The organism is Actinoplanes sp. NPDC049265 (assembly GCF_043197135.1).
Classification (GTDB): domain Bacteria; phylum Actinomycetota; class Actinomycetes; order Mycobacteriales; family Micromonosporaceae; genus Actinoplanes.
The window spans coordinates 59,933-80,318 of record NZ_JBICSP010000005.1 but is presented as its reverse complement, the minus strand read 5'-3'; the positions used below and the strand labels follow the sequence as shown (position 1 = coordinate 80,318).

Below are 20,386 nucleotides of genomic sequence, written 5' to 3'. Positions count from 1 at the left end.
CGACGAAGGAGCCGGCCGGAAGTTCAATGTCGCTCAGGTACTGGGACTACCGGCCGACAGCAGGCGGGTGACCCCCGATCCGAGATTCGAACGCGAGGCCCGGCGCCGGGCGCTGCTCGACCGGGTGCTGCGTGACCCGGGCGACGCCGAGGCCCGGGAGCGGCTGGCCGAGCACGTGGTCGCGGCGGGCCGGCGGCCGGCGTACCCGGGAAGCGTGGGTTTTCTGGCCGCCGTCGGTGTCGTCTGCGCCGTCGTGGCCCTGGTCGCCCTGCTGGCCGGCCTCGACGTGACCGCCGCGCTGCTGGCCGTGGCCGGGATCTACATCGTGATCATGATTCGGCGGCGGCGATCCTAACGGGAGAAATCCCTGGAAACGGCTTACATCGGGCGAGGGGCTGCCGATGATGGCCTGTGTGAGCCACGACCTTCTCATCGACATCGAGAGCATGACGCCGACCGAGCTCGGTGTGGCCCGTGCCGCCGCACTGTTCGAGCGGGTCGATCCGGCCAAGGCCGCCGCATTGCTGGAGAAGGTGCTGGCCGGCGACCCGTCCTCGGCCGTGGGCTGGATCCTGATGGCCCGGATCCGGCTGGTGCTCGACCTGACCGAGGGTGCTCTGGACGCCGCGGCCAAGGCGATCGCGCTGGCCCCGGACGATCCCCGGCCGCTGGCCTCCGCCAGCCGCGCGCTGACCCTGATGGGTCGGCACGACGAGGCCGTGACGATGGCCTACCGCGCGGTGATCGTGGAGCCGAAGAACCCGCTGTGGCACGACCGGGTGGCCTGGGCGCTGCTCGCCGCCGACCGGCAGATCGCCGACGCCGAGCAGGCCGCGCGTACGGCGATCGGCCTGGATCCGAACGAGGCGCACTACTACTTCACCCACGGCGTGGCCCTGGACGCCCTCGGGCACGCCGACCAGGCCCGGCAGGCGTTGCTGATCTCGCTGCGCCTGGAGCCGGAGAACCCGGTCGCGCAGCATCGGCTGGCCGTGCTGAACGGCGAGACGGTGCGTGCCGCCGAGCCGAAGAAGCGGGGCTGGAAGCTGTTCGGCCGCCGGAAGGACGCGGCCGGTTCTGGCCGTCCGGAGGAGTTCCTCCCCTAAGTGTTAGTTGCGGGCCGGGCAGCTGGAGGCTCAGCGGGGCACCCGGGCCCTGTTCGCCGAGGCGACCGCCGGGCGGGGCGACCTGACCGCGTTCGAGCGTCAGGTGCTCGCCGCGACGGCGCTGACCGCGCTCGCGGTGGCGATCGACGAGTGGGTCGCGGTCGACGGCCGTTCCGCTCGGCCCGAGCTGATCGACACCGCGTTCGCCGCGCTCGGCGTCGATCAGTCCTGATTCAGCAGGGCCCGGCAGGCGCCGTCGCCGAGCCACGCCTGGGCTCGGTCCCAGGGCCAGCCGCGGTCGGCGACCAGGCCGTACCAGGCGTTGTGCCCGAAGTAGAACCACAGTGTGTCGATGGCCTGCTCGCGGTCGATGCCGGCGCGCAGGACGCCGAGTTCGATCAGGCGGTCGGCGACGCCGGAGAGGCCGAGCAGGCACTTCGCCATCACGGTGTCGACCACCTCTTGCGCGGCCGGCTCGCCCGGCGCCTGCCGGACCAGATCGTTGAGCAGATCGCGGTATTGCTCGGACACGTGGCGGGTGCCGGCGGCGGCCAGGGCGATCACCTGCCTCGGGTCGGTGGTGTCCCGCCCGGCGCCGTTGGCCTCCTTGGCTGTGGTGTCCTCGAGGATCGGGCGGAACAGCGCGGCCAGGATGCCGGCCTTGCCGCCGGCGCTGGCGTAGACGGTCTGCGGCGCCACCTCGGCCGCCTTGGCGATCTGGGTGACGGTGACGCCGGCGTAGCCGTGCTCGAGGAACAGCCGCAACGCGTGGGTGAGGATCGCCGTTCGGGTGGCCGCGGCGGCGTCCTCCCGCCGCGGTGAGTAATAACGGGCAGCCGGCATGGGCAGACTTTACCCACAACATTGACTAGAGCATCAACTAATGAATAGTTTCCGCTCCATGACTTTCTCGATCCCTGACGAACCCCGCGCCACCCCCGGCGGTGGGGTGCTGCACGTGCCCGCGGCCGAAGGAGTGGTCAAGTGGATGTCCGGCGACGTCTACACAATCAAGGCGGCGCGGAGCGACACGAACGGCACGCTGTCCTTCGTCCACGCGATCGTCCCGCCCGGATCCGGCCCGGTCGCGCACAGCCACGGCGCCGAGGACGAGGCGTTCTACCTGCTCTCGGGTGAACTGGAGTTCCTCGACGGGGAGAAGACGTTCGTGGCCGAGGCCGGATCGTTCGTCTTCATCCCGCGCCGGCACCGGCACCGTTTCAAGAACATCAGCTCGAAGCCGGCCGAGACGCTCTTCCTCTTCACGCCGGCCGGGCCGGAACAGCTGTTCGTGCAGGGCGGCGACGAACCGGTCCCCGGCGCCCTGCCCGAACCGTGGGCGCCGGAGCGGTTCATGAAACTCGCGCCGCTGATCGAGCAGCTCGGGAGCACGATCCTGCCCGAGTGACAGCTACCAGTCGGTGGCGATCGTCAGGATGTCGGCGTACGCCTTGTGACCGGCCGCGGTGGGATGGAAGATCTCGGTCTGGTGGGCGAGGTCCACACCGTTGATCCAGGGCGCGGTGCCGCAGGCCTCGTGCCCCTGGAACAGCGACCGCACGTCGATGAAGTAGAGCCCACGGCGGTCGGCCGCGGCCTTCACGCCCTGGGCCATGGCGTCGGCGTTGCTGTTCAGCGCGGTCCGCTTGGCCGCGCTCGGATTCACCAGTCCGCAGGAGCCGGTCGCGGTCACCAGCCGCGGGTAGCCGAGCACGGCGATGGCGGCGTGCGGCGCCCGGGCCTGCACGTCGGCGTAGAGCGCGGCCAGGTTGTCGACCAGGTCGTGGGTGGCGTAGTGCGAGCCCAGCTGCGACGACACCGAACACAGGCTGTCGCTGCCGGTCAGGCAGTTCTCCACAGTCGAGCGGAAACCGTCGTCGTTGCCGCCGACCTGGATGGTCACCAGCGCGGTAGTGGCGTTGAGGGCCGACAGCTGGGTGTTCCGCACGTCCGCGATCGTCGCGCCGCTGCAGGTCCGGTCGGTCAGCGTGTACGACGGGTGGGCGGCGGCCCAGGTCCGCGGGTAGCTGCGGGGGCTGCGCAGGCAGGTGGCGTCGTCGTACGGGTAGGCGCCGACGCCGGACGCGTACGAGTCGCCCAGCGCAACGTACTGCTGGGGCGCCGCGGCCTGCGCCGGAGCGGACATGGTGGACAGCGGGATGAGGACAGCCGAGGCGATCGCGGCCAACGAGATCAATGTGCGCACCGGGGAACGCTAACGACCGGACGAATACCGACGCTCCGTCCCCATTCACAGGACACTGAGAAGTCCTTATTGTCCGCTGACGCTCAGCAACATCCGAAATCTAGACCGGACAGCCGTTGACACTCGGTGATCTCGTCGGTACAACGAAGCCTCCCCTTGTAGAACAGGCTGCAGGAGCTTCGCGTGGCAGAGCTTTACACCCCCGCTGTGCCGGCCGGCGAGACCGGTGTCAAAGCTCGCGTTCAGCGATTTGGCGGGCACCTGGCCGGCATGGTCATGCCCAACATCGCCGCGTTCATCGCGTGGGGCCTGATCACCGCGTTGTTCATCCCGGGCGGCTGGTTGCCCAACCCGAGGCTGGCGACGCTGGTCGACCCGATGGTGCATGTCCTGCTCCCGGTCCTGATCGGATACACCGGCGGCCGGATGGTGCACGGCCAGCGCGGGGCCGTGGTCGGCGCGGTCGCCACGGTCGGCATCGTGATCGGCGCCGACGCCCCGATGTTCTTCGGGGCCATGCTGATCGCGCCGCTGACCGCGTACGTGCTGAAGTTGATCGACGGTGCCCTCAAGGACCGGATCCGCCCGGGTTTCGAGATGCTGGTCGACAACTTCACCGCCGGCATCCTCGGCGCTCTGTTCGCGATCGCCGGTGTGCTGGCCATCGGGCCGGTGATGGAACTGTTCACCGAGGCGGCCGGCCGGGGCGTGCAGTTCCTGATCGACCAGTCGCTGCTGCCCGCGGCCGCGCTGCTGATCGAGCCGGCCAAGGTGCTGTTCCTGAACAACGCGGTCAACCACGGTGTGCTCGGCCCGCTCGGGGTGGCCGAGTCGGCCCAGACCGGGCGGTCCGTCCTGTTCATGCTCGAGACCAACCCCGGTCCGGGCTTCGGCATCCTGCTGGCGTACCTCTGCTTCGGGCCCAAGGCGCTGCGGCCGAGCGTGCCCGCCGCGATGGCGATCCAGTTCCTCGGCGGCATCCACGAGATCTACTTCCCGTACGTGCTGATGAAGCCGAGCATGATCCTGGCCGCGATCTGCGGCGGGGCGGCCGGCATCGGCACGTTCATGGTGACCGGGGCCGGGCTGGTCGCCACGCCCTCGCCGGGCAGCATCTTCGCCTTCCTCACCAACACCCCGCGCGGCGCCTATCTCGGCGTGCTGGCCGGCATCGCGGTCGCCGCCCTGGTGTCGTTCATGGTCGGCTCGCTGCTGCTGGGGTTCGGTCGGCTGAGCCGCGACGAGGAAGGTCTGTGACGATGATCGGCAAACTTGTCGTCGCCTGCGACGCCGGCATGGGCAGCAGTGTGATGCTGGCCAGCACGCTCAAGCGGGAGTTCCGGAACCTGCCCGTCCAGGTCGAGCACTGCCCGGTGGCCGCCATCCCGGCCGACGCCGAACTGGTGCTCTGTCAGGCCGCCCTGTACGACCGGGTCCGCGCCGCCGCGCCGCACGCCGAGGTGGTGCCGTTCCGGCTGTTCCTCGGCGACCCGGCGGTGGCGAAGGTGGTAGCCGCGATCAAGCAGGGAGGCTGACGCGCGTGCTCGGGGCCATGCCGACCGAACACGTGGTCACCATGCTCGGTGCCACGCCGCCGCGGCGGGCCGGCCAGGTTCTGCTGTCGATGCCACGTGACCGGATCGTCCGGCTGATCGCGGCCATGGACGGGCGCCTGATCGCCAAGCTGCTGATCGCCGCCGACCCGGCCCGCCGGGCCACCCTGCTCGGCTTCCTCGACGACGCCCGGCTCGCCGCCGAACTCGCGCTGCTGCCGCTGATCGAGGCGGCCGAGGTGATGGCCGCGCTGCCCCCGGACCGGGCCGGTGCCCAGCTCGACCGGGTGTCCTCGGAACACCTGGCGATGATGCTGGACGAGATGCCCGGTCCGGCCCGGCGCCGGCTGGTCGAGGTGCTCGACCCGATGCGCCTGGCCGACCTGCGCCGGGTCACCTACGAACGGGCCGTCATCGACTCGCTCCGGCGCACCTCGGCCAATCTGTCCTGGGTGCCGGAGGACCACGGCAGCAACCTGTACGCCGCGATCTTCCACCGGATCTTCGGCATCGCACTGTGCTATCTGGACTCGGGCGTGCTGCCGAGCGCCACCGTGGCCGCCGCGCAACAGGTGTTCCGCGAGGGCGGCGTGCACGGCCTGCTCGTCGTCTCGAACGCCTGGCCCAGCCCGGAGTCGCTGTACCAAATCGCTGATCAACGTTGGTCGATGACCCCCGGGGCACTGGTCACCTGGAACGCCGACGACAATGACGGCGTGCTGGGGCGCGCGCTGGTGAGGCTGGCCGGATGACCGGGATCGGCGCGGTGCTCGACCTGCGGGCCATCCGCGTGGCCGAGTCGGCCGTGGACCGGCTGGTCGCCGTGCACCGCTGCGCCGACGTGCTGGAAGAGATCGGCGCGGTCGAGCGCGGCTACCGGTGGGCCATGCTGGAACGGGAACGCCTGATGTCGACCTGGCTCGGCGAGGGCGTGGCCATCCCGCACGGCGTCGACGGCTCGCGTGCGCTGGTCCGACGCGATTCGCTGGCCGTGCTGCGGTTCCCCGGCGGCGTGCCGTGGGACGGCGGCCTGGTCACGGTGTGCGTGGCGATCGCGGTGCGCGGCGAGGGCCACCTCTCGGTGCTGTCGGCGCTGGCCGGGATCCTGCTCGATCCCCGGCGAGCGCTGGCGCTGCGCTCGACGGCCGATCCCGCGGACATCCTGGCGATGCTCAACCCCGAGGTCGCGGCATGATCGTGACGGTGCTGGTGGGCAGCGCGAGCGGGTTGCACGCCCGGGCCGCGGCGCGGGTCGCGGCGGTCGCCGCTTCCTGTCAGAGCCCGGTGTGGGTACGCCGTGACGACGGCAAACCGGTGCCGGCCGACTCCGTGCTGTCCCTGCTGACCCTGGCCGCGCCGTACGGCACCGAGCTGGTCCTGGAGTCGTCCTCGGTGGTCGATCTGTCCCTGGTCGCGCAGGCGATCGCCGCGCACGACGGCTTCGTTGCTTCGGACGGTCTCGGGGGAGTCGATGGCTGACCTGCTTCTGGCGGTCTCGGGGGAGTCGATGGCTGACCTGCTTCTGGCGGTCTCGGGGAAGTCGATGGCTGACGTGCTTCGCGGTCTCGGGGCGAGCTGATGGCTGATCTGCTTCGCGGTCTCGGGGCCAGCCCCGGCACCGCCACCGGTCCCGCGTACCGGCTCGCCGACCCGCCCCGGCTGCCACCGGCCCGGCCGGTGACCGACCCGGACGCCGAGGTCGAGCGGGCGTTCGCCGCGATCGACGCGGTCAGCCACGACATCGGCGCCCGGGCCGACGCCGCCACCGACCCGACCACCAGCGAGATCCTCCGTGTGCAAGCCGCCCTGGCCGCCGACCGGACGCTGCGCGACGGCATCGCGATGGCCGTCCGGGCCGGTCACGAGGCACCGCACGCCGTGGCCACCGTGCTCGCCGAGCACCGGTCGGCCCTGCTCGCCGCCGGTGGTCTGCTCGCCGCCCGGGCCGTCGACCTGGACGACCTTCGCGACCGGGTGGTGGCCGGCTGCCTCGGCCTGCCGATGCCGTCGCTGCCGCGGCCGGGCCGTCCGTTCGTACTCCTCGCGGTCGATCTCGCTCCGGCCGACGCCGCCATGCTCGACCCGGCCCAGGTCCTGGCCGTGCTCACCTCGGCCGGCTCGTACGTCAGCCACACCGCGATCCTGGCCCGCGCCCGCGGCGTACCGACCGTGGTGGCCTGCTCCGGCGCCCTCGACATCACCGACGGCACGATGGTCACCGTGGACGGTACGACCGGCCGGGTCACTGTCGGCCTGGGCGGCCCGGTCGCCATGGTCGACGGCGCCACCGGCCGGGTCACCGTCGGCCCCGGGCGGCCGGTGCCCCGGGTCGAGTCCCCGGCCCTGCCGACCGGCATCCGCGGCGCCACCCGCGACGGCCACCCGGTGCCCCTGCTGGCCAACATCGGCAGCGCGGCCGAACTCGACGGCGTGCCGGTGGAGGGCGTCGGCCTGTTCCGCACCGAGTTGCTCTTCCAGCACCACATCGACCCGCCCGGCCTGGCCGAGCAGGTGGCGGCCTACCGCGCGGTGTTCGAGGCGATGCCGGACCGGCAGGTGGTGGTGCGCACGCTCGACGCCGGCTCGGACAAACCCTTGCCGTTCCTGCGCGACTATCAGGAGCCCAATCCGGCGCTGGGCATCCGCGGGCTGCGGGTGGCGCGCCGGCGCGAGGACATTCTGCGTACGCAGATCAGCGCGATCGCCGAGGCCGCCCGCTCGTCGGCGGCGAAGGTGGCGGTGATGGCGCCGATGGTGACGACGGTGGGGGAGGCGGCCCAGTTCGCCGCCCTGTGCCGCGACCTCGGCCTGCCCCGGGTCGGCGCCATGGTCGAGGTTCCGGCCGCCGCCGTCCGGGCCCGCGAGTTCCTGCAGGCCGTCGACTTCCTCAGCGTCGGCACCAACGACCTGAGCCAGTACACGTTCGCCGCCGACCGCCGCAGCGGCGAACTGGCCGACCTGCTCGACCCGTGGCAGCCGGCGCTGATCTCGCTGGTCGCCCTGTGCGCCGCGGCCGGTCAGGTGATGGGCCGCCCGGTCGGGGTGTGCGGCGAGGCGGCCGCCGATCCCGACTTCGCCGTGGTGCTGGCCGGGATGGGCGTAACCAGCCTGTCGATGGCTCCGGCGGCGATTCCGCGGGTGCGGGCGGCCCTGGCCGCCCGGACGATCGACGAGTGCCGGGCCGCGGCCCAGGCGGTGCTGGCCGCGGGCGACCCGGCGGCGGCGCGGGAGGCCGCGCGGGGCGGGAGCTAGATCTGTTTCCCGGTCCAGCCGAGTGCCGTGGCCCCGGCTGGACCGCGGGGTCGTCAGCCTCACGTGCACATGGCCGGGGGCCGACGCCGTGGTGCACGCCCAGCGCGCACCACGGGCCTCACCGATGCGCCCTAGGTGAAGTCGTCGTGGTCGACGCCGACGATGACGGCGGCGCACACCGCCGGCACGTCGCCGTTGTTGATCCACCGGTGCTTCGTACCGTTCTGGATGATCGTGTCGCCGGCCTTCATGGTCTTACTGGCGCCGTCGTCGAGTTCGAGGGTGAGTTCCCCGGACAGGACCACCATCAGATCGATGCTGGCCGACCTGTGCATCCCGCCGCCTTCGGGAAAGTCGCCGTCGAAGCCGTAACGAATGGGCCGCCGCGGGGTGAATGTGCCCGGTGCGAGCTCCGGCAGAGGGTCGGCGCCCCGCGGTGCCAGCGAGACGATGACGAAACGGAACCCGCCGGGTTTCGGGAAGTACTCGTCCTCACAGGCCGGCTCCGAACCGTCGTCCGGGAGGTGCACACCGTTGTGGTCGGCCGCCCAGATCTGGTGAATAGGGCCACCGCCCCCGTCGTGCTCGAGTTCTACGTCGCCGGCGAAAACGGACTTGCCCGCCGCGTTATGACCAGTGGCGACTCGTCGTACCGTCATGTTTTGGGCTCCTCATGTCCTAGGGCGGATCTGACGGATCACCAGGCCTGCGGCGTGAGTGACCCGTCAGATGCCCCCTAGACCTCGACGGGCGTGAGCACCTCGGCCGGGCGCTCGGGCTGCGGCTCGGTGGCCCGGCGAGCGACCGGTACGAGCAGGGCGACCAGGAAGGCGGCCGCCGCCACGACCGACAGCACCAGGAACGACGTGGTGTAGCCGGACTCGGCCGGCAACCCCTGGGCGCCGGGATGGCTGGTGATGATCGAGCTGACGATCGCTGTGCCGAGGGAGGCGCCGATCGTCCGGATGTTGGTGTTCATGCCGCTGGCCACGCCCGTCTGGTGGCGCGGCACGCTGAGCACGATCAGGTTGACCAGCGACGAGTAGACGAGGCCGAGCCCGATGCCGAACAGGCCGCCGGCCACCGCGACCTCCCACCGCTCGCCGTGCCGCAGCGCCAGCGACAGGGTGGCCAGGGCGCTCAGGCCCGCGCCCCACAGCAGCTGGGCCTTGCTGCCGGCCCAGCGGGTGAGCGGGCCGCTGAGGGAGCCGAACACGGCCATGGTGACCAGCATCGGCAGCATCAACAGGCCGGCGCCGGTGACCGAGGCGCCGAAGCCGTAACCGGACGTGACCGGGATCTGCATGAGCTGCGGCAGGAACGCGAACACCCCGAACATCGCGGCGCCGAACAGCAGCGCGACCAGGTTGGCGGTCCAGACCGCGGGCAGACGCATCATGCGCAGGTCGATCAGCGGTTCGTCCGAGCGCAGCTCCGCGACCAGCCAGGCGGCGCAGAGCACGACGGCGGCGGCGAAGAGCCCGAGCGTGCGGGTGGAGGCCCAGCCCCAGGCGGCGGCCTTGCTCAACGGCAGGAGTAGCGCGACGAGCCAGCCGGACAGCAGGGCGGCGGAGAGCCAGTTGACGCGGCCGGGGGTGCGTACGGGTGACCGGGGAATCAGCCGCCACGCGAGTAGGCCGACGCCGATCACCACCACCATCGGCAGCCAGAACAGCCAGCGCCAGCTGAGCGCGCCCACGATCGGGCCGGCCAGCACGATGCCGAGGCCGCCGCCGGTGGCGATGACCGCGGCCAGCATTCCGATCGCCGAGCTGACCCGCGCGGGCGGGAACTCGTCGCGGACGATGCCGAACGAGACCGGGAAGATCGCGCCGCCGAGGCCCTGGATGACGCGGGCGACGATGAGCACTGTGACGTTGGGGGCGACCGCGGCGAGCAGGCAGCCGACGGCGATCGCGGCCAGCGCGACCAGCAGGGCGCGGTCCTTGCCGGTCATGTCGGCGATGCGGCCCATCAGCGGAGTGGCGACCGAGGCGGCCAGCAACCAGGCGGTGAGCACCCAGGTGACCGTGCCGGTGGAGGTGTGCAGATCCTGCTGGATCGTCGGAAGGACCGGCGTGACCAGCGACTGCATGAGCGAGAAGGCCGCGGCGGCGGCGGCCAGAACCGCGAAGGTCGTACGTGGCCTGCTCTGATAAAGTCGAGGCATGCCTCCACTTTAGTGGAGGTGTGCCTCCGCTTCGCAAGCGAGTTTCCTGTGAGGAGCGTCTCCGTGGCTGTTTCCGTACGCCGTCCGCAGCGCGCCGACGCCCGGCGAAACTTCGACGCGTTGCTCGCGGCCGCTCGTGACGCGTTCGCCGAGAACGGCACCGAGGCGTCGCTGGAGGACATCGCGCGGCGGGCCGGGGTCGGGATCGGGACGCTGTACCGCAACTTTCCGACGCGGCAGGATCTGTTCGAGGCCGTGTACGTCGACGAGGTCAACCAGCTCGCCGAGGTGGCCTCGTCGGTCGCCGCCCTGCCGCCCTGGGAGGCACTGGCCGCGTGGCTCGACCGCTTCGTCGCCTATGTCGCGACCAAACGGGCGCTGGTCGAGGCTCTGAACCGCGAGTCGGAGATGTTCCGGGCTTGCCGCGCGGCCATGTACGAGGCCGGGGAACCGCTGTTCCAGCGCGCCCAGGAGGCCGGCGAGGTGCGTACCGACGCCAGCTTCGACGACATGTTGCGCATGGTCTCCGGGCTGACCTCGGGCGCCTTCATCGACGCGGCGCAACGCGACCGGGTGCTCGGGTTCGCCCTGGCCGGCCTGCGGGTCCCCGCCTAGCTCTAGCGCCCGCGCGCTGCCGTCCTCGCCGGCGCCTTCGGTGCCGCCTGGTCGCGGTGTCAGGGCCTGGTGTGCAGGATGGTGCGGGCCTGTTCGGCCGCGCGGACCATGCTCTCGCTGATGAAGGTCAGGAAGCGGGCGATGCTCTCGAGGCGGGCGGCCGCCGGGGTGTCCGGTCCGAGGATGGCGACGCCCTGGCGGGCGGTGGCCACGAGCTGGTCGTTGGCCCGGGCGCCGGCCAGCGTCGACTGGTAGAAGAGCTCGTCGTCGACGACGTAGCGGTCGCGGCGGCGGTCGTCGCGTTCCCGGCGGACCAGGCTCAGGCCCTCTAGGAAGGCGATCGCCTTGGAGATGGAGGCGGGGCTGACCCGCAGGTCGCGGGCCAGCTCGGCGGCGGTGAGGCTGCCCGCGTCGGTGGTGTAGAGGCAGGTCAGCACCCTGGCCGTCATCCGGGGCAGGCCGGAGGCCATGAGGACGGTGGTGAGGGTTTCCGCGTACTCGGCCACGGCCTGGGCGTCGCGGCCGGGTGCGGGGGTGGAGGCGATCACGCGCGGGGTGGCGGTGGGGCGGCGCCGGTGAGCGCGGTGGGCGGTGGCGTGGTGGGCCAGATCAGCGCGGTACGCCGTCGGGCCGCCGTTGCGCATGACCTCGCGGGTGATGGTCGAGGTCGGCCGGTCGAGGCGACGGGCGATCTCGGCGTACGCCAGGCTGTCGGCCAGCCCGAGCGCGATCTGCCGCCGCTCGTGCTGGGTCAATCTCCCTCCGGGCATGTCCGAACCCTAGCAGGCGCAACGATTCCATTGCATTGAAGACACACCTGTTGCAACGACTTAGTAGTCTTGAGCTGCATAAACGTGTTCCCATTGCAAAGAAGTGGTTGCCTGGTCTGGAAAGCAACGTAGCGTTTCTCATATCGGAAACACGAGAGAGACGGGGAACGACATGACCACCTCGACCAGCATGGTGCCGATCGACGACACGGCCCTGGCCGTCACCGACACCGGTGGCACCGGCGTACCGGTCGTCTACCTCAACGGCCAGTTCGCCACCCAGGGCTACTGGCGACGCGTCCTCGCCGACCTGGGCCCACGGTGGCGGCACATCACCTACGACGAACGTGCCCGCGGCCGGAAGTCCGGGACGTCGGCCGACTACACCTTCGCGGCGGCGGTCCGGGACGTCGACGCCGTGCTCGCCGCCCGCGGCGTGGACCGCGCGGTGCTGGTCGGCTGGTCGTACGGGGCGGTGGTGGCGGCACACTGGGCCGCCCGGAACCCGGAGCGCACCCTGGGCGTGGTGATGGTGGACGGTGCGTACCCGCACGATTGGCTCGACGACGCCATGGAGCTGCGGATCCGCAAGCTGTTCAAGCGGATGCGGTGGCTGACGCCGGTGCTGCGCCCGACCGGCCTGACCCCGCGGATGACCGCCGATCAGCAGGCCGACAGCAACATCGAGCTCGGCCGGCTGTCGCGTGAGCGCGAGCTCGGCCCGGTGCTCGACGCCATCACCGTCCCGGCGCGGTATGTCGTCGCCTCCGGAACCTCGCTCGGCAGCCGCGGCGACGAGCAGGAGCGGATCCGCGGCGGTCTGGAGGCGGTGATCGCCCGCAACCCCAACATCCGGCTCGCCGCGAAGGTCGCCAGCAACCACGGCGCGATTCTCAAGCGGGACTTCCGCGCCGTCGCCGACGCGGTAAGGGACGTGACCGCTCGCTAGTTCGCCCGCGCGGGCATAGTCAAATATGCGAATGGCCCTTTTGTTTGTCGTCGCCGCACTGCTAGCGTGCAGCGCCCGGCTCGTACGCCAGCCGGAAAACGGGGATCCACAAGCCATTCCGCGCGTGTCGCGATGCCGTCGATTCACGCTTTCCGTCTCTGTTGCCGTCATGGTCCGGGTCCACGAGGGGACAACGACAGGAGACGTCGTGTTGAAGAAGCGTCGGATCGTCGGCCTCGCGACCGGATTGGCGGTGGCGGTCACGGCCGCTCTGCTGCCGTCCACAGTCGCCAGTGCCGCCGAGGCGTACCGCGCGCCGAGCCAGGGTGAGCTGCCCGCCATCCCTAAGGAGGCGAAGAAGTTCGCCGTCCCGCACAAGAAGCTGCCGGCCGGCGCCAGGCGCGCCACCAAGGGCCCGGAGGCGCCCGGCGCCCGGGCGAGGCTCTTCCAGTCGCCGCGCACCGGCGCCCGCATCGTCGGGGGCGCTCCGGTCCGGTCGGCCGACTTCCCGAGCGTCGTCGGCCTGCAGACCATCTTCATCGGCGCCGACGAGAACGGTAACGAGGGCTGGTACATCAGCACCTGCACTGGCACCGTGATCGACCCCACCCACGTGCTGACGGCCGGCCACTGCACGGTCGACTTCCCGTGGGGCACCACCTCGGTCATCGCCGGCCGCGACGACCTGTCCAACCAGGCCGCCGGTTTCGTCGCCCGGGTCTCGAACACCTGGACCCACCAGGGCTACAACTACCAGGACCTGCTCAACGACCCCAACGCCGTGCCGCTGGACGACGTGGCGGTGCTGACGCTCAAGGACGCGCTGCCCAGCGCGTACACCCCGCAGCAGTTGGCCGACCAGGGCGCGGCCGACCCGGCCGGCGGCACCCCGGCGACCATCGTCGGCTACGGCGTCACCGACGAGAACAACAACGACTCGGGCATCCTGCGGGCCGGCGCGGTGCAGATCGCGGCCGACTCGACGTGTGCCTCCACCGCGCAGTGGGGCACGAAGTTCGACCCGAACCGGATGATGTGCGCCGGCCTCCCGCCGACCACCGACACCTGCTTCGGCGACTCCGGTGGCCCGATCTTCACCGGTGCGGCCGGCAGCTACCTGCAGGTCGGCATCACCGACTGGGGCTCGAGCAACTGCGGCGCCAAGCTCGGTGTGTTCGAGGCGCTCAACCACTACTCCGACTCGGTGCGGGCTCAGCTCAGCGTGGTCGGCCCGAACAACCTGGACTGGACCGGCGACGGCCACAGCGACCTGTTCGGCCGCATCAAGGACACAGGCGAGCTGTACCTCGGCTCGGGCGCCGGCCTGGCCAACCGTGACCTGACCGGCTTCAGCTACTTCGGGTACGCCAGCGAGAGCAACTGGAACAACTTCACCAAGCTGTTCCGGGTGAACAACTGGGACGGCGACGGCCGCCAGGCGGTCTTCGCCCGCGACTCGGCCGGTCGTCTGTTCAAGTACCGCAGCGACGGCCAGGGCGGCTTCGTCGGTGGCCAGCCGGCGCAGATCGGCAACGGCTGGAACGCGTACACCGACATCATGGTGACCAGCAACTGGCTCGGCGACGGCCGGCCCAACCTGATGGGTCGCACCTCCGACGGCCGCCTGGTGCTCTACACCAGCAACGGCTCGGGTGGCTGGCTCAACCCGCGCGGCACCCAGATCGGCACCCGCTGGAACAAGTTCAACACCGTGCTGACCCCGGGCTCCTGGCTCGGTGACGGCCACCAGTCGCTGATCGGGCGTACCCCGGGCGGCGAGCTGCGGCTGTACAACAGCAACGGCGCCGGTGGCTGGATCAACCCGGAGGGCACCGCGATCGGGTCCGGCTGGGGCGGCTTCTCCACGTTCATGTCGCCCGGCGACTGGAACGGCGACAACCTGGTCGACCTGGTCGGTGTCCGCACCAACGGCGACCTGAAGTTGTACACCACCAACGGTCATGGCGGGTGGCTGAACAGCAGCGGCCGCCAGATCAGCTCGGGCTGGGACGACTTCAACCTCGTCTTCTAGTTCGGTTCCGCACGACGACGGCCCTCGCGGGGTTCCCGCGAGGGCCGTCGCCGTTCGTGGGCCGGGCGCCGCCCTGCCGGCACCCGCCCACCACTGGACCCGCCGGCCTCAGCCGATCTGGACCCAGACGTCGTCGACCGCGCCCTGGAACTGGTCGTTGTCGCGGTAGGCGCCCTTCCCGCCGATGCTCAGCGGCGCCCGGTTGACCACCGACAGGGTCGCGGGCACGGTGGACCGGCCGCGCACCTGGCCGTCGACCACGACACTGAGGACCCGGCCGAGGCGGTTGCACTGGATCGCGTGCCAGTCGCCGTCGGCCACCGAGACCGAGCTGTAGGCCAGGTGGATGCCCCGCCGCGCCACGTCGACCAGCACGCAGCTGGGTCGGCCGAGCCTCCCGTCGATCTGCAGTTTGTACTGGCTGCCCTGCGTCGAGTAGCCCTTCTGGACCACGTTCTGGCCCTTGGTCGTCTCGGCGGCCGGCAGCCGGACCGAGGCGCCGAAGATGATCGGGCGGCGGCCGGGGTTGAGGTCGGCCGCGTGCGGCGCCTGGAGCACGACGTGCGGGCACTTGGTGCCGCCGCACCGGGGCGGGAACTGCAGGGCGTGGCCGCTGCCGTGCGTGACGATGGTGATCTCGCCGCCGCGCCGGGCGACGACGTGCATGGTGTGCCCGCGCCCGCTGGTGTCGAGCGCGGTGGCGGAGCGGCCCTCGAAGTCGTACCGGGCGATCATCTGCGACGAGGCCGAGGCGGGCGCGGGTACGACGCCGGTCAGCACGATCGCGGCGAGGATGGCGGCGGACAGACTACGCTTCATGCCCGAATTATTACTTGTGACATGTTTTGCGAAGACAGCAACCGGCCCGCCGTTCGTCCGTTCAATGCCGACCGATCAGCCGACGTGGATCGTCGCCTCCCGAGAGACCGGCCGGTCGTCCTTCCGCACCTGACTCGGTCCGCGGGAGGGGTGCGGAGGGGTGCTGCCGCGATGGTGATTGGCCACAAAATCGATGACGAAGTCGTTGAGGCCGCGACGAACGAGCCGGACCGGATGCTGCGGTCACTGGACGCGATCCACCTCGCGACCGCACGCGTGCTCGGCCCGGATGTCGATGGCCTGGCCACGTATGACGACCGGCTCGCCGTCGCCGCCAAGGATGCGGGAATCGCGGTGATCGACCCGCGAGACTGAGCGGCGTCCTACGACTCGGTTTCCGGGGAGGCGCTGTCGAGCGGCACGGCGCTGCCCGGCACCAGGCCCAGTTGCACGCCCTGGCGCGGCAGGACGGCGTCGAGCAGCCAGTCGGCGGCCACCCGCACCCGGTTGCCCGGCATCGACAGCAGGTGGTAGCCGCGGGTCACCGCCTTGGCCGGCAGGCCGGAGAGCGGCACGCCGAGCGGGTTCGCCGCCGCGTCGAGGCCACCGAGGTCGACCACGAAACCAAGATCATGGTGTTTGTACGCGCGGCGCCGGCCATGCCCGTACGACGCGGCGATGTTCTTCGCCACCGTGGTGCCCTGCCGCGTGGCGTGCTGGGCGGTCATCCCGGTCAGCTCACCCGGCCGGGTCAGGTCCTCGACGGCGGCCGCGTCGCCGCACGCGTACACGTCCGGGTAGTGCGGGACGTTGAGGAACTCGTCGACCACCAGCCGGCCCTGCTTGGTAGCCAGGCCCATGCTCTGGATCAGCGGGTCGGGCCGCACGCCGACGCACCAGATCAGTGAGCGGGTGGGCAGGTAGTCGCCGTCGCTGAGGTGGACGCCGTCGGCGGTGGCCTCCTTCACGCTCGTACCCAGCCGGATCTCCACCCCCCGCTCGCGCAACGCGCGGTCCGAGGCCCGGCCCAACCGCTGGTCGAGGGTCGGCAGGATCCGGTCGGCGGTGTCGATCAGCAGCCACTCCGGATGCACCTCGGGGCGGTCGCGGGTCAGCGCGTCGGTGTACAGCACGCCCTGGGCGGCCACCTCGGTGCCGGTGTAGCCGGCGCCGACGACCACGAACGTGGTGCGCGCGCGACGCTCGGCCGGGTCGGTGGCCGTATCCGCCATCTCGATCTGCCGGGTGATGTGGTCGCGCAGGAAGAGCGCCTCGGGGATGCCGCGGTAGCCGTGCGCGTACTCGGTCACGCCGGGCACCGGCAGCAGCTTGTTCACACTGCCGGCGGCGATCACCAGGCGGTGGTAGCCGACGGTGCCCTTGCCGCCGTCCGGGTCGCGGTAGGAGACCGTGCGCCCGGCCAGGTCGAACGAGTCGACCTCGCCGAGGATCACCCGTACGCCGGGCAGCGCGCCGGCCAGCGAGACGGTGACCCGGCGGGGTTCCAGGATCCCGGCCGACACCTCGGGCAGCAGCGGCAGGTAGAGGAAGTAGTCGGTCGGGTTGATCACGATGATGTCCGCGCTGCCACCGGCCAGGGCGGCCAGTTTGCGCGCGGCGGTGAAGCCCGCGAAGCCGGCTCCGACGATCACGATCTTCGGTCGCGCCATGCGAGCCACGCTATCGCCTCTTGGAGATCATCTCTTCTCTTGGCGATCAGCCCTCCGTTCGAAGACTCTCTCTCTTTTTCGGGATCATCTCGATCAGGCTGGTCACGATCTCGTCGCCCGACGTGCCCCACTTCTCGGCCGTGAGGTGGCCGCTGACCTCCATGCCGGTGATCCCGTGGGCGCTGGTCATCAGCAGGGCGCCGATCCGTCGCGCGTCCTGGTCGCCGACCAACTCGGCGACGATGGCCAGGAACTCGTCCTGGGCGCGGCCGGCCGCCCGGACCACGGCCGACGGATCGCCGGCCGGGGTGGCGAACATCAGCCGGAACAGGTGCGGCTGCCGGCGGCCGACGCCGATCAGGGCGGTCAGTGCGTGGTGCAGCTTGCCGGCCGGTGCCGGCTCTTCGCGGGTACGCAGCTCACGTACCTGATCTCCGATGCGGTCCCAGCTCTCGACGGCGATCGCGGTCAGCAGGCTCTCTTTGTCGGCGAAGTGCCGATAGGGCGCGCCGCGGCTCACGCCGGCCCGGGCACCTACCTCGCGCAGCGTGACCGCGTCGGGCCCGCCCTGGTCGAGCAGGTCGGCGGCGGCGTCGACGAGGGCGCGACGGGTGGCGGCGGCGGACTCCACGCGGCTGATCACGGATACCAGCTTACTGTTGACAACGTCATCTCAACTGCTACCGTCATTCAGATGACAACGTCAACTGAACTCGTCGTCGTGACCGGCACCTCGTCCGGCATCGGCGCCGCCACCGCCCGCGAACTCGCCCGCCGTGGCTTCCACGTCCTCGCCGGCGCGCGCCGGCCGACCGAACCGTCCGCCGGGGTCGAACCGATCACCCTCGACATCACGTCCCCCGACCAGGTGGCGGCCCTGGCCGACCGGGTCGCCGCCGACGGACGGCCGCTGCGCGCGGTGATCAACAACGCCGGCATCGGCATCAACGGCCCGGTCGAGGCGCTGCCGATGGACGCCTGGCGGCAGCAGCTCGAGGTCAACCTGTTCGGTCAGATCGCCGTCACCCAGGCGCTGCTGCCCGCCCTGCTGCGCGGCGCCGGCCGGGTGATCAACATCAGCTCGGTCGGCGGCCGGGTCGCACTGCCCACCTACGGCGCGTACGCCGCGGCCAAGTTCGCGCTGGAAGGCCTGAGCGACTCCCTGCGCCGGGAAATGGCACCGCACGGCGTACGGGTGATCGTCATCCAGCCCGGCGGCGTGCGCACCGAGCTGACCTCGCACGCCATCGTCACCGCGGACCGGATGATCGCCGCCCTCACCCCGGAACAGGCCGTCCGCTACGGCCGGCTGATCCCGGCGATCGTCTCCCACGCCCGGGCCTTCACCGCCAACGGCGTCAGCGCCGACCGGGCCGCCCAGGTGATCGCCAAGGCCGTCACCGCGCGGCGGCCGCGTACCCGGTACACCGTCGGGCGCGACGCCGCGGTGCTGACCCGGGTGTCCCGCGTGCTGCCCGACCGTTTGCTCGACCGTCTGCTCGCCGCCGACCTCCGGCCACATTTCCGGCACTGAGACCGAAAATTCACCTAGCGCACCGAACCAGTGGGGGTGCTCCGACGTCGTGCATGTCGCCGCTCCCGTGAAAGTGATGGTTTTGATGCGACTCTCGCTGCCGCCGAAGGCCGCCCTGCTGAACCGCCGCGTACTCCTCCCGCTGATCGCCGCGGTCGCGGCCCTCTCCGTCGCCGTGACCGCCGCCGGTTACGGTGTCGCCTCCGCCGACGACGACCACCTGGTCGGCAAAGCGCTGTCGGACCAGCAGGTCGAGGCGCTCACCGAGGCCGCGACGTCGTGCCCGGCGCTCACCCCGGCGCGCCTCGCCGGCCAGCTGATGGTCGAGTCGGGCCTGGACGAGAGCGCCCAGCAGACCGCCTCGGGCGGCCGCGGGCTGGCCGGTCTGAGCGACACGGTCTGGCAGAAGTGGACACCCTGGTCGAACGCCGGGCGCATGGACCCCGAGGCGAACATCATCGCGCTCGCCCACCGGATGTGTGACCTCAGCGGTCAGATCCGGTCGGCCGGGGTGACCGGCGACGCCTGGCAGTTGTCCCTGGCCGCGTACCGCTCCGGGGTGGCCGCCGTGCGTCAGGCCGGGCGGGTGCCGGACGCCGCCGCCGAATACGTGCGCAAGGCCGACGGGTACGCCGCCTACTACGCCTCGCTGCCCTACCTGGGCGGCGGAGAACCCCGGACCGTCCTGGTCGACGCGCCGGCCAACCAGGCCAAGCCGATCCCCGACGAGTACGTCCAGCCGCTCGTGCGGGCCGGCGCGATCTGCCCCGAGGTGTCGGCCGCGGCGGTCGCCGGTCAGATCATGACCCTGTCCGGGTTCGACGCCGGCAAGGTCGGCCCGCGCGGCGAGCGTGGTGTGGCCCAGTTCCGGAGCGACATCTGGGAGCGGTACGCACCGCGGAGCGCGGCGCCCGGCGACATCAAGACGGCGGTGCCGGCGGTCGGCACGGCGATGTGCGCCATGGTCCGCGAGCTCGGCGGGTTGCCCGGTGACCCGTACCTGGCGGCGCTGTGGGCGTACAAGGCCGGCACCGACACGGTTCGGCGCAGCAGCGGATCGCCGCAGGGCGCCACGACGACCTACCTGAAGCAGGTCGCCGCCTACACCGACACCTACAAGCTGGACACCCGCCTGAAGGGTGGCGCGACCACGCCGGCCGTGCCGCCCACCGCGCCGGTCACCTCGAAGAAGCCGCTCGCGGCCGCCTCGGCCACCGGCAAGGCGACGCCGCCCAAGGAGCAGGAGCCGACGAAGAAGGGCACCACCGGGACCGCCAAGAAGCCCGCCGCCCCGCGCCCGGGCGTCTCGTTCGTCCAACTCGCCTCGAAGCGGTGCATCGACGCCGGAGCCGGCACCGACTGGACCCAGCTGACCGAGAAGACCTGCACCAACAGCGACGCCCAGCGCTGGGACGTCCGCGGCGACGGCACCATCCGGGTGCTCTCGACCGGGCTGTGCATGGACGTCCGGATGGGTGAGAAGGGCCAGGGCGTGGTGGCCCAGGTCGCCATCTGCAACGGCACCACCTCGCAGCAGTGGACGATCGTCAACAACATGCTCCGTACCCTGCTGATCGACAACTGCGTCGACAGCGTCGGTGACGGTACGGCCGACGGCACCAAACTGGAGATGGTCCAGTGCCAGGCCGCCGGGCACTCCCAGCAGACGTGGAAGCGCCGGAAGTAGGCCCCGACCGGTGGCGGCGAAGC

24 protein-coding genes are annotated in these 20,386 nt (G+C 71.3%); 16 read left to right on the top strand and 8 right to left on the bottom strand.

The genetic code is table 11. The features are described from left to right. Positions 1–67: 67 nt before the first annotated feature. Genes ACGFIO_RS14945 through ACGFIO_RS14935 form a run of 3 tightly spaced genes read left to right on the top strand, consistent with a single transcriptional unit; the run spans position 68 to position 1,338 of the window. Entirely contained in the window at positions 68–355 is a 288-nt protein-coding gene (locus tag ACGFIO_RS14945) for a hypothetical protein (protein WP_392826560.1), read from the top strand. Between the two features lie 58 nt (positions 356–413). Then, positions 414–1,106 carry a tetratricopeptide repeat protein gene (locus tag ACGFIO_RS14940; protein WP_392826558.1) on the top strand — a complete coding sequence of 231 codons (693 nt, stop codon included), beginning with the start codon at positions 414–416 and terminating at the stop codon, positions 1,104–1,106. Positions 1,107–1,113: 7 nt separating this feature from the next. Further along, complete coding sequence (locus ACGFIO_RS14935; protein ID WP_392826556.1) at positions 1,114–1,338, top strand: hypothetical protein; 225 nt, start codon at positions 1,114–1,116, stop codon at positions 1,336–1,338. Here the strand turns inward: ACGFIO_RS14935 and ACGFIO_RS14930 are convergent. After that, entirely contained in the window at positions 1,329–1,949 is a 621-nt protein-coding gene (locus ACGFIO_RS14930; protein ID WP_392826554.1) for a TetR/AcrR family transcriptional regulator, read from the bottom strand. The genes ACGFIO_RS14935 and ACGFIO_RS14930 overlap by 10 nt on opposite strands. A 58-nt stretch (positions 1,950–2,007) precedes the next feature. Between ACGFIO_RS14930 and ACGFIO_RS14925 the strand changes: the two genes are divergently transcribed. Beyond that, positions 2,008–2,514, top strand: coding sequence for a cupin domain-containing protein (locus ACGFIO_RS14925; RefSeq protein WP_392826552.1), 507 nt, complete (start codon positions 2,008–2,010; stop codon positions 2,512–2,514). Between the two features lie 3 nt (positions 2,515–2,517). Here ACGFIO_RS14925 and ACGFIO_RS14920 read toward each other — a convergent pair whose 3' ends face one another. Next, positions 2,518–3,312 (bottom strand): SGNH/GDSL hydrolase family protein, encoded by a 795-nt coding sequence (locus ACGFIO_RS14920; RefSeq protein ID WP_392826550.1) that lies wholly within the window; start codon positions 3,310–3,312, stop codon positions 2,518–2,520. 183 nt (positions 3,313–3,495) lie between these two features. Between ACGFIO_RS14920 and ACGFIO_RS14915 the strand changes: the two genes are divergently transcribed. From ACGFIO_RS14915 to ACGFIO_RS14890, 6 genes are all read left to right on the top strand, one after another. Further along, positions 3,496–4,569, top strand: coding sequence for a PTS transporter subunit EIIC (locus tag ACGFIO_RS14915; RefSeq protein WP_392826548.1), 1,074 nt, complete (start codon positions 3,496–3,498; stop codon positions 4,567–4,569). Between the two features lie 2 nt (positions 4,570–4,571). Beyond that, on the top strand, positions 4,572–4,847 hold the full coding sequence (locus ACGFIO_RS14910; protein WP_392826546.1) for a PTS lactose transporter subunit IIB: 276 nt from the start codon (positions 4,572–4,574) through the stop codon (positions 4,845–4,847). Positions 4,848–4,852: 5 nt separating this feature from the next. Beyond that, a complete protein-coding gene (locus tag ACGFIO_RS14905; RefSeq protein ID WP_392826544.1) occupies positions 4,853–5,617 on the top strand; it encodes a magnesium transporter MgtE N-terminal domain-containing protein in 765 nt (254 codons plus the stop codon). Then, positions 5,614–6,060, top strand: a complete 447-nt coding sequence (locus ACGFIO_RS14900) for a PTS sugar transporter subunit IIA (RefSeq protein WP_392826542.1) — start codon at positions 5,614–5,616, stop codon at positions 6,058–6,060. The genes ACGFIO_RS14905 and ACGFIO_RS14900 overlap by 4 nt, the downstream gene beginning before the upstream one ends. Continuing rightward, the gene (locus ACGFIO_RS14895) at positions 6,057–6,344 is read left to right on the top strand and encodes an HPr family phosphocarrier protein (protein ID WP_392826539.1); all 288 of its coding nucleotides are present in this window, start codon (positions 6,057–6,059) and stop codon (positions 6,342–6,344) included. The genes ACGFIO_RS14900 and ACGFIO_RS14895 overlap by 4 nt, the downstream gene beginning before the upstream one ends. A gap of 99 nt (positions 6,345–6,443) precedes the next feature. Further along, positions 6,444–8,117: a phosphoenolpyruvate--protein phosphotransferase gene (locus tag ACGFIO_RS14890; protein ID WP_392826537.1), complete on the top strand. Its 1,674-nt coding sequence runs from the start codon at positions 6,444–6,446 to the stop codon at positions 8,115–8,117. A gap of 131 nt (positions 8,118–8,248) precedes the next feature. On the opposite strand, the gene ACGFIO_RS14885 is transcribed toward ACGFIO_RS14890, so the two are convergent. Next, positions 8,249–8,776: a cupin domain-containing protein gene (locus tag ACGFIO_RS14885; RefSeq protein ID WP_392826535.1), complete on the bottom strand. Its 528-nt coding sequence runs from the start codon at positions 8,774–8,776 to the stop codon at positions 8,249–8,251. Between the two features lie 77 nt (positions 8,777–8,853). Further along, positions 8,854–10,287 (bottom strand): MFS transporter, encoded by a 1,434-nt coding sequence (locus ACGFIO_RS14880; protein ID WP_392826533.1) that lies wholly within the window; start codon positions 10,285–10,287, stop codon positions 8,854–8,856. A gap of 63 nt (positions 10,288–10,350) precedes the next feature. Between ACGFIO_RS14880 and ACGFIO_RS14875 the strand changes: the two genes are divergently transcribed. Next, positions 10,351–10,902 (top strand): TetR/AcrR family transcriptional regulator, encoded by a 552-nt coding sequence (locus ACGFIO_RS14875; protein WP_392826531.1) that lies wholly within the window; start codon positions 10,351–10,353, stop codon positions 10,900–10,902. A gap of 59 nt (positions 10,903–10,961) precedes the next feature. Here ACGFIO_RS14875 and ACGFIO_RS14870 read toward each other — a convergent pair whose 3' ends face one another. After that, entirely contained in the window at positions 10,962–11,672 is a 711-nt protein-coding gene (locus ACGFIO_RS14870; protein WP_392826529.1) for a helix-turn-helix domain-containing protein, read from the bottom strand. 172 nt (positions 11,673–11,844) lie between these two features. Between ACGFIO_RS14870 and ACGFIO_RS14865 the strand changes: the two genes are divergently transcribed. Then, positions 11,845–12,621: an alpha/beta fold hydrolase gene (locus tag ACGFIO_RS14865; protein WP_392826527.1), complete on the top strand. Its 777-nt coding sequence runs from the start codon at positions 11,845–11,847 to the stop codon at positions 12,619–12,621. A 208-nt stretch (positions 12,622–12,829) separates the two neighbouring features. Beyond that, the gene (locus ACGFIO_RS14860; protein ID WP_392826525.1) at positions 12,830–14,653 is read left to right on the top strand and encodes a trypsin-like serine protease; all 1,824 of its coding nucleotides are present in this window, start codon (positions 12,830–12,832) and stop codon (positions 14,651–14,653) included. A 108-nt stretch (positions 14,654–14,761) separates the two neighbouring features. On the opposite strand, the gene ACGFIO_RS14855 is transcribed toward ACGFIO_RS14860, so the two are convergent. Continuing rightward, the gene (locus ACGFIO_RS14855) at positions 14,762–15,472 is read right to left on the bottom strand and encodes a LamG-like jellyroll fold domain-containing protein (RefSeq protein ID WP_392826523.1); all 711 of its coding nucleotides are present in this window, start codon (positions 15,470–15,472) and stop codon (positions 14,762–14,764) included. A 171-nt stretch (positions 15,473–15,643) separates the two neighbouring features. On the opposite strand from ACGFIO_RS14855, the gene ACGFIO_RS14850 reads away from it, so the two are divergent. Next, positions 15,644–15,847, top strand: coding sequence for a hypothetical protein (locus tag ACGFIO_RS14850; protein ID WP_392826521.1), 204 nt, complete (start codon positions 15,644–15,646; stop codon positions 15,845–15,847). 8 nt (positions 15,848–15,855) lie between these two features. On the opposite strand, the gene ACGFIO_RS14845 is transcribed toward ACGFIO_RS14850, so the two are convergent. Together ACGFIO_RS14845 and ACGFIO_RS14840 are read right to left on the bottom strand one after the other, a co-directional pair. Then, the gene (locus tag ACGFIO_RS14845; RefSeq protein WP_392826519.1) at positions 15,856–17,142 is read right to left on the bottom strand and encodes an NAD(P)/FAD-dependent oxidoreductase; all 1,287 of its coding nucleotides are present in this window, start codon (positions 17,140–17,142) and stop codon (positions 15,856–15,858) included. A gap of 46 nt (positions 17,143–17,188) precedes the next feature. Next, positions 17,189–17,785, bottom strand: a complete 597-nt coding sequence (locus tag ACGFIO_RS14840; protein WP_392826517.1) for a TetR/AcrR family transcriptional regulator — start codon at positions 17,783–17,785, stop codon at positions 17,189–17,191. 51 nt (positions 17,786–17,836) lie between these two features. Between ACGFIO_RS14840 and ACGFIO_RS14835 the strand changes: the two genes are divergently transcribed. Continuing rightward, positions 17,837–18,676, top strand: coding sequence for an SDR family oxidoreductase (locus ACGFIO_RS14835; protein WP_392826515.1), 840 nt, complete (start codon positions 17,837–17,839; stop codon positions 18,674–18,676). Positions 18,677–18,761: 85 nt separating this feature from the next. Beyond that, positions 18,762–20,363, top strand: coding sequence for a ricin-type beta-trefoil lectin domain protein (locus ACGFIO_RS14830; protein WP_392826513.1), 1,602 nt, complete (start codon positions 18,762–18,764; stop codon positions 20,361–20,363). Positions 20,364–20,386: the final 23 nt, after the last annotated feature.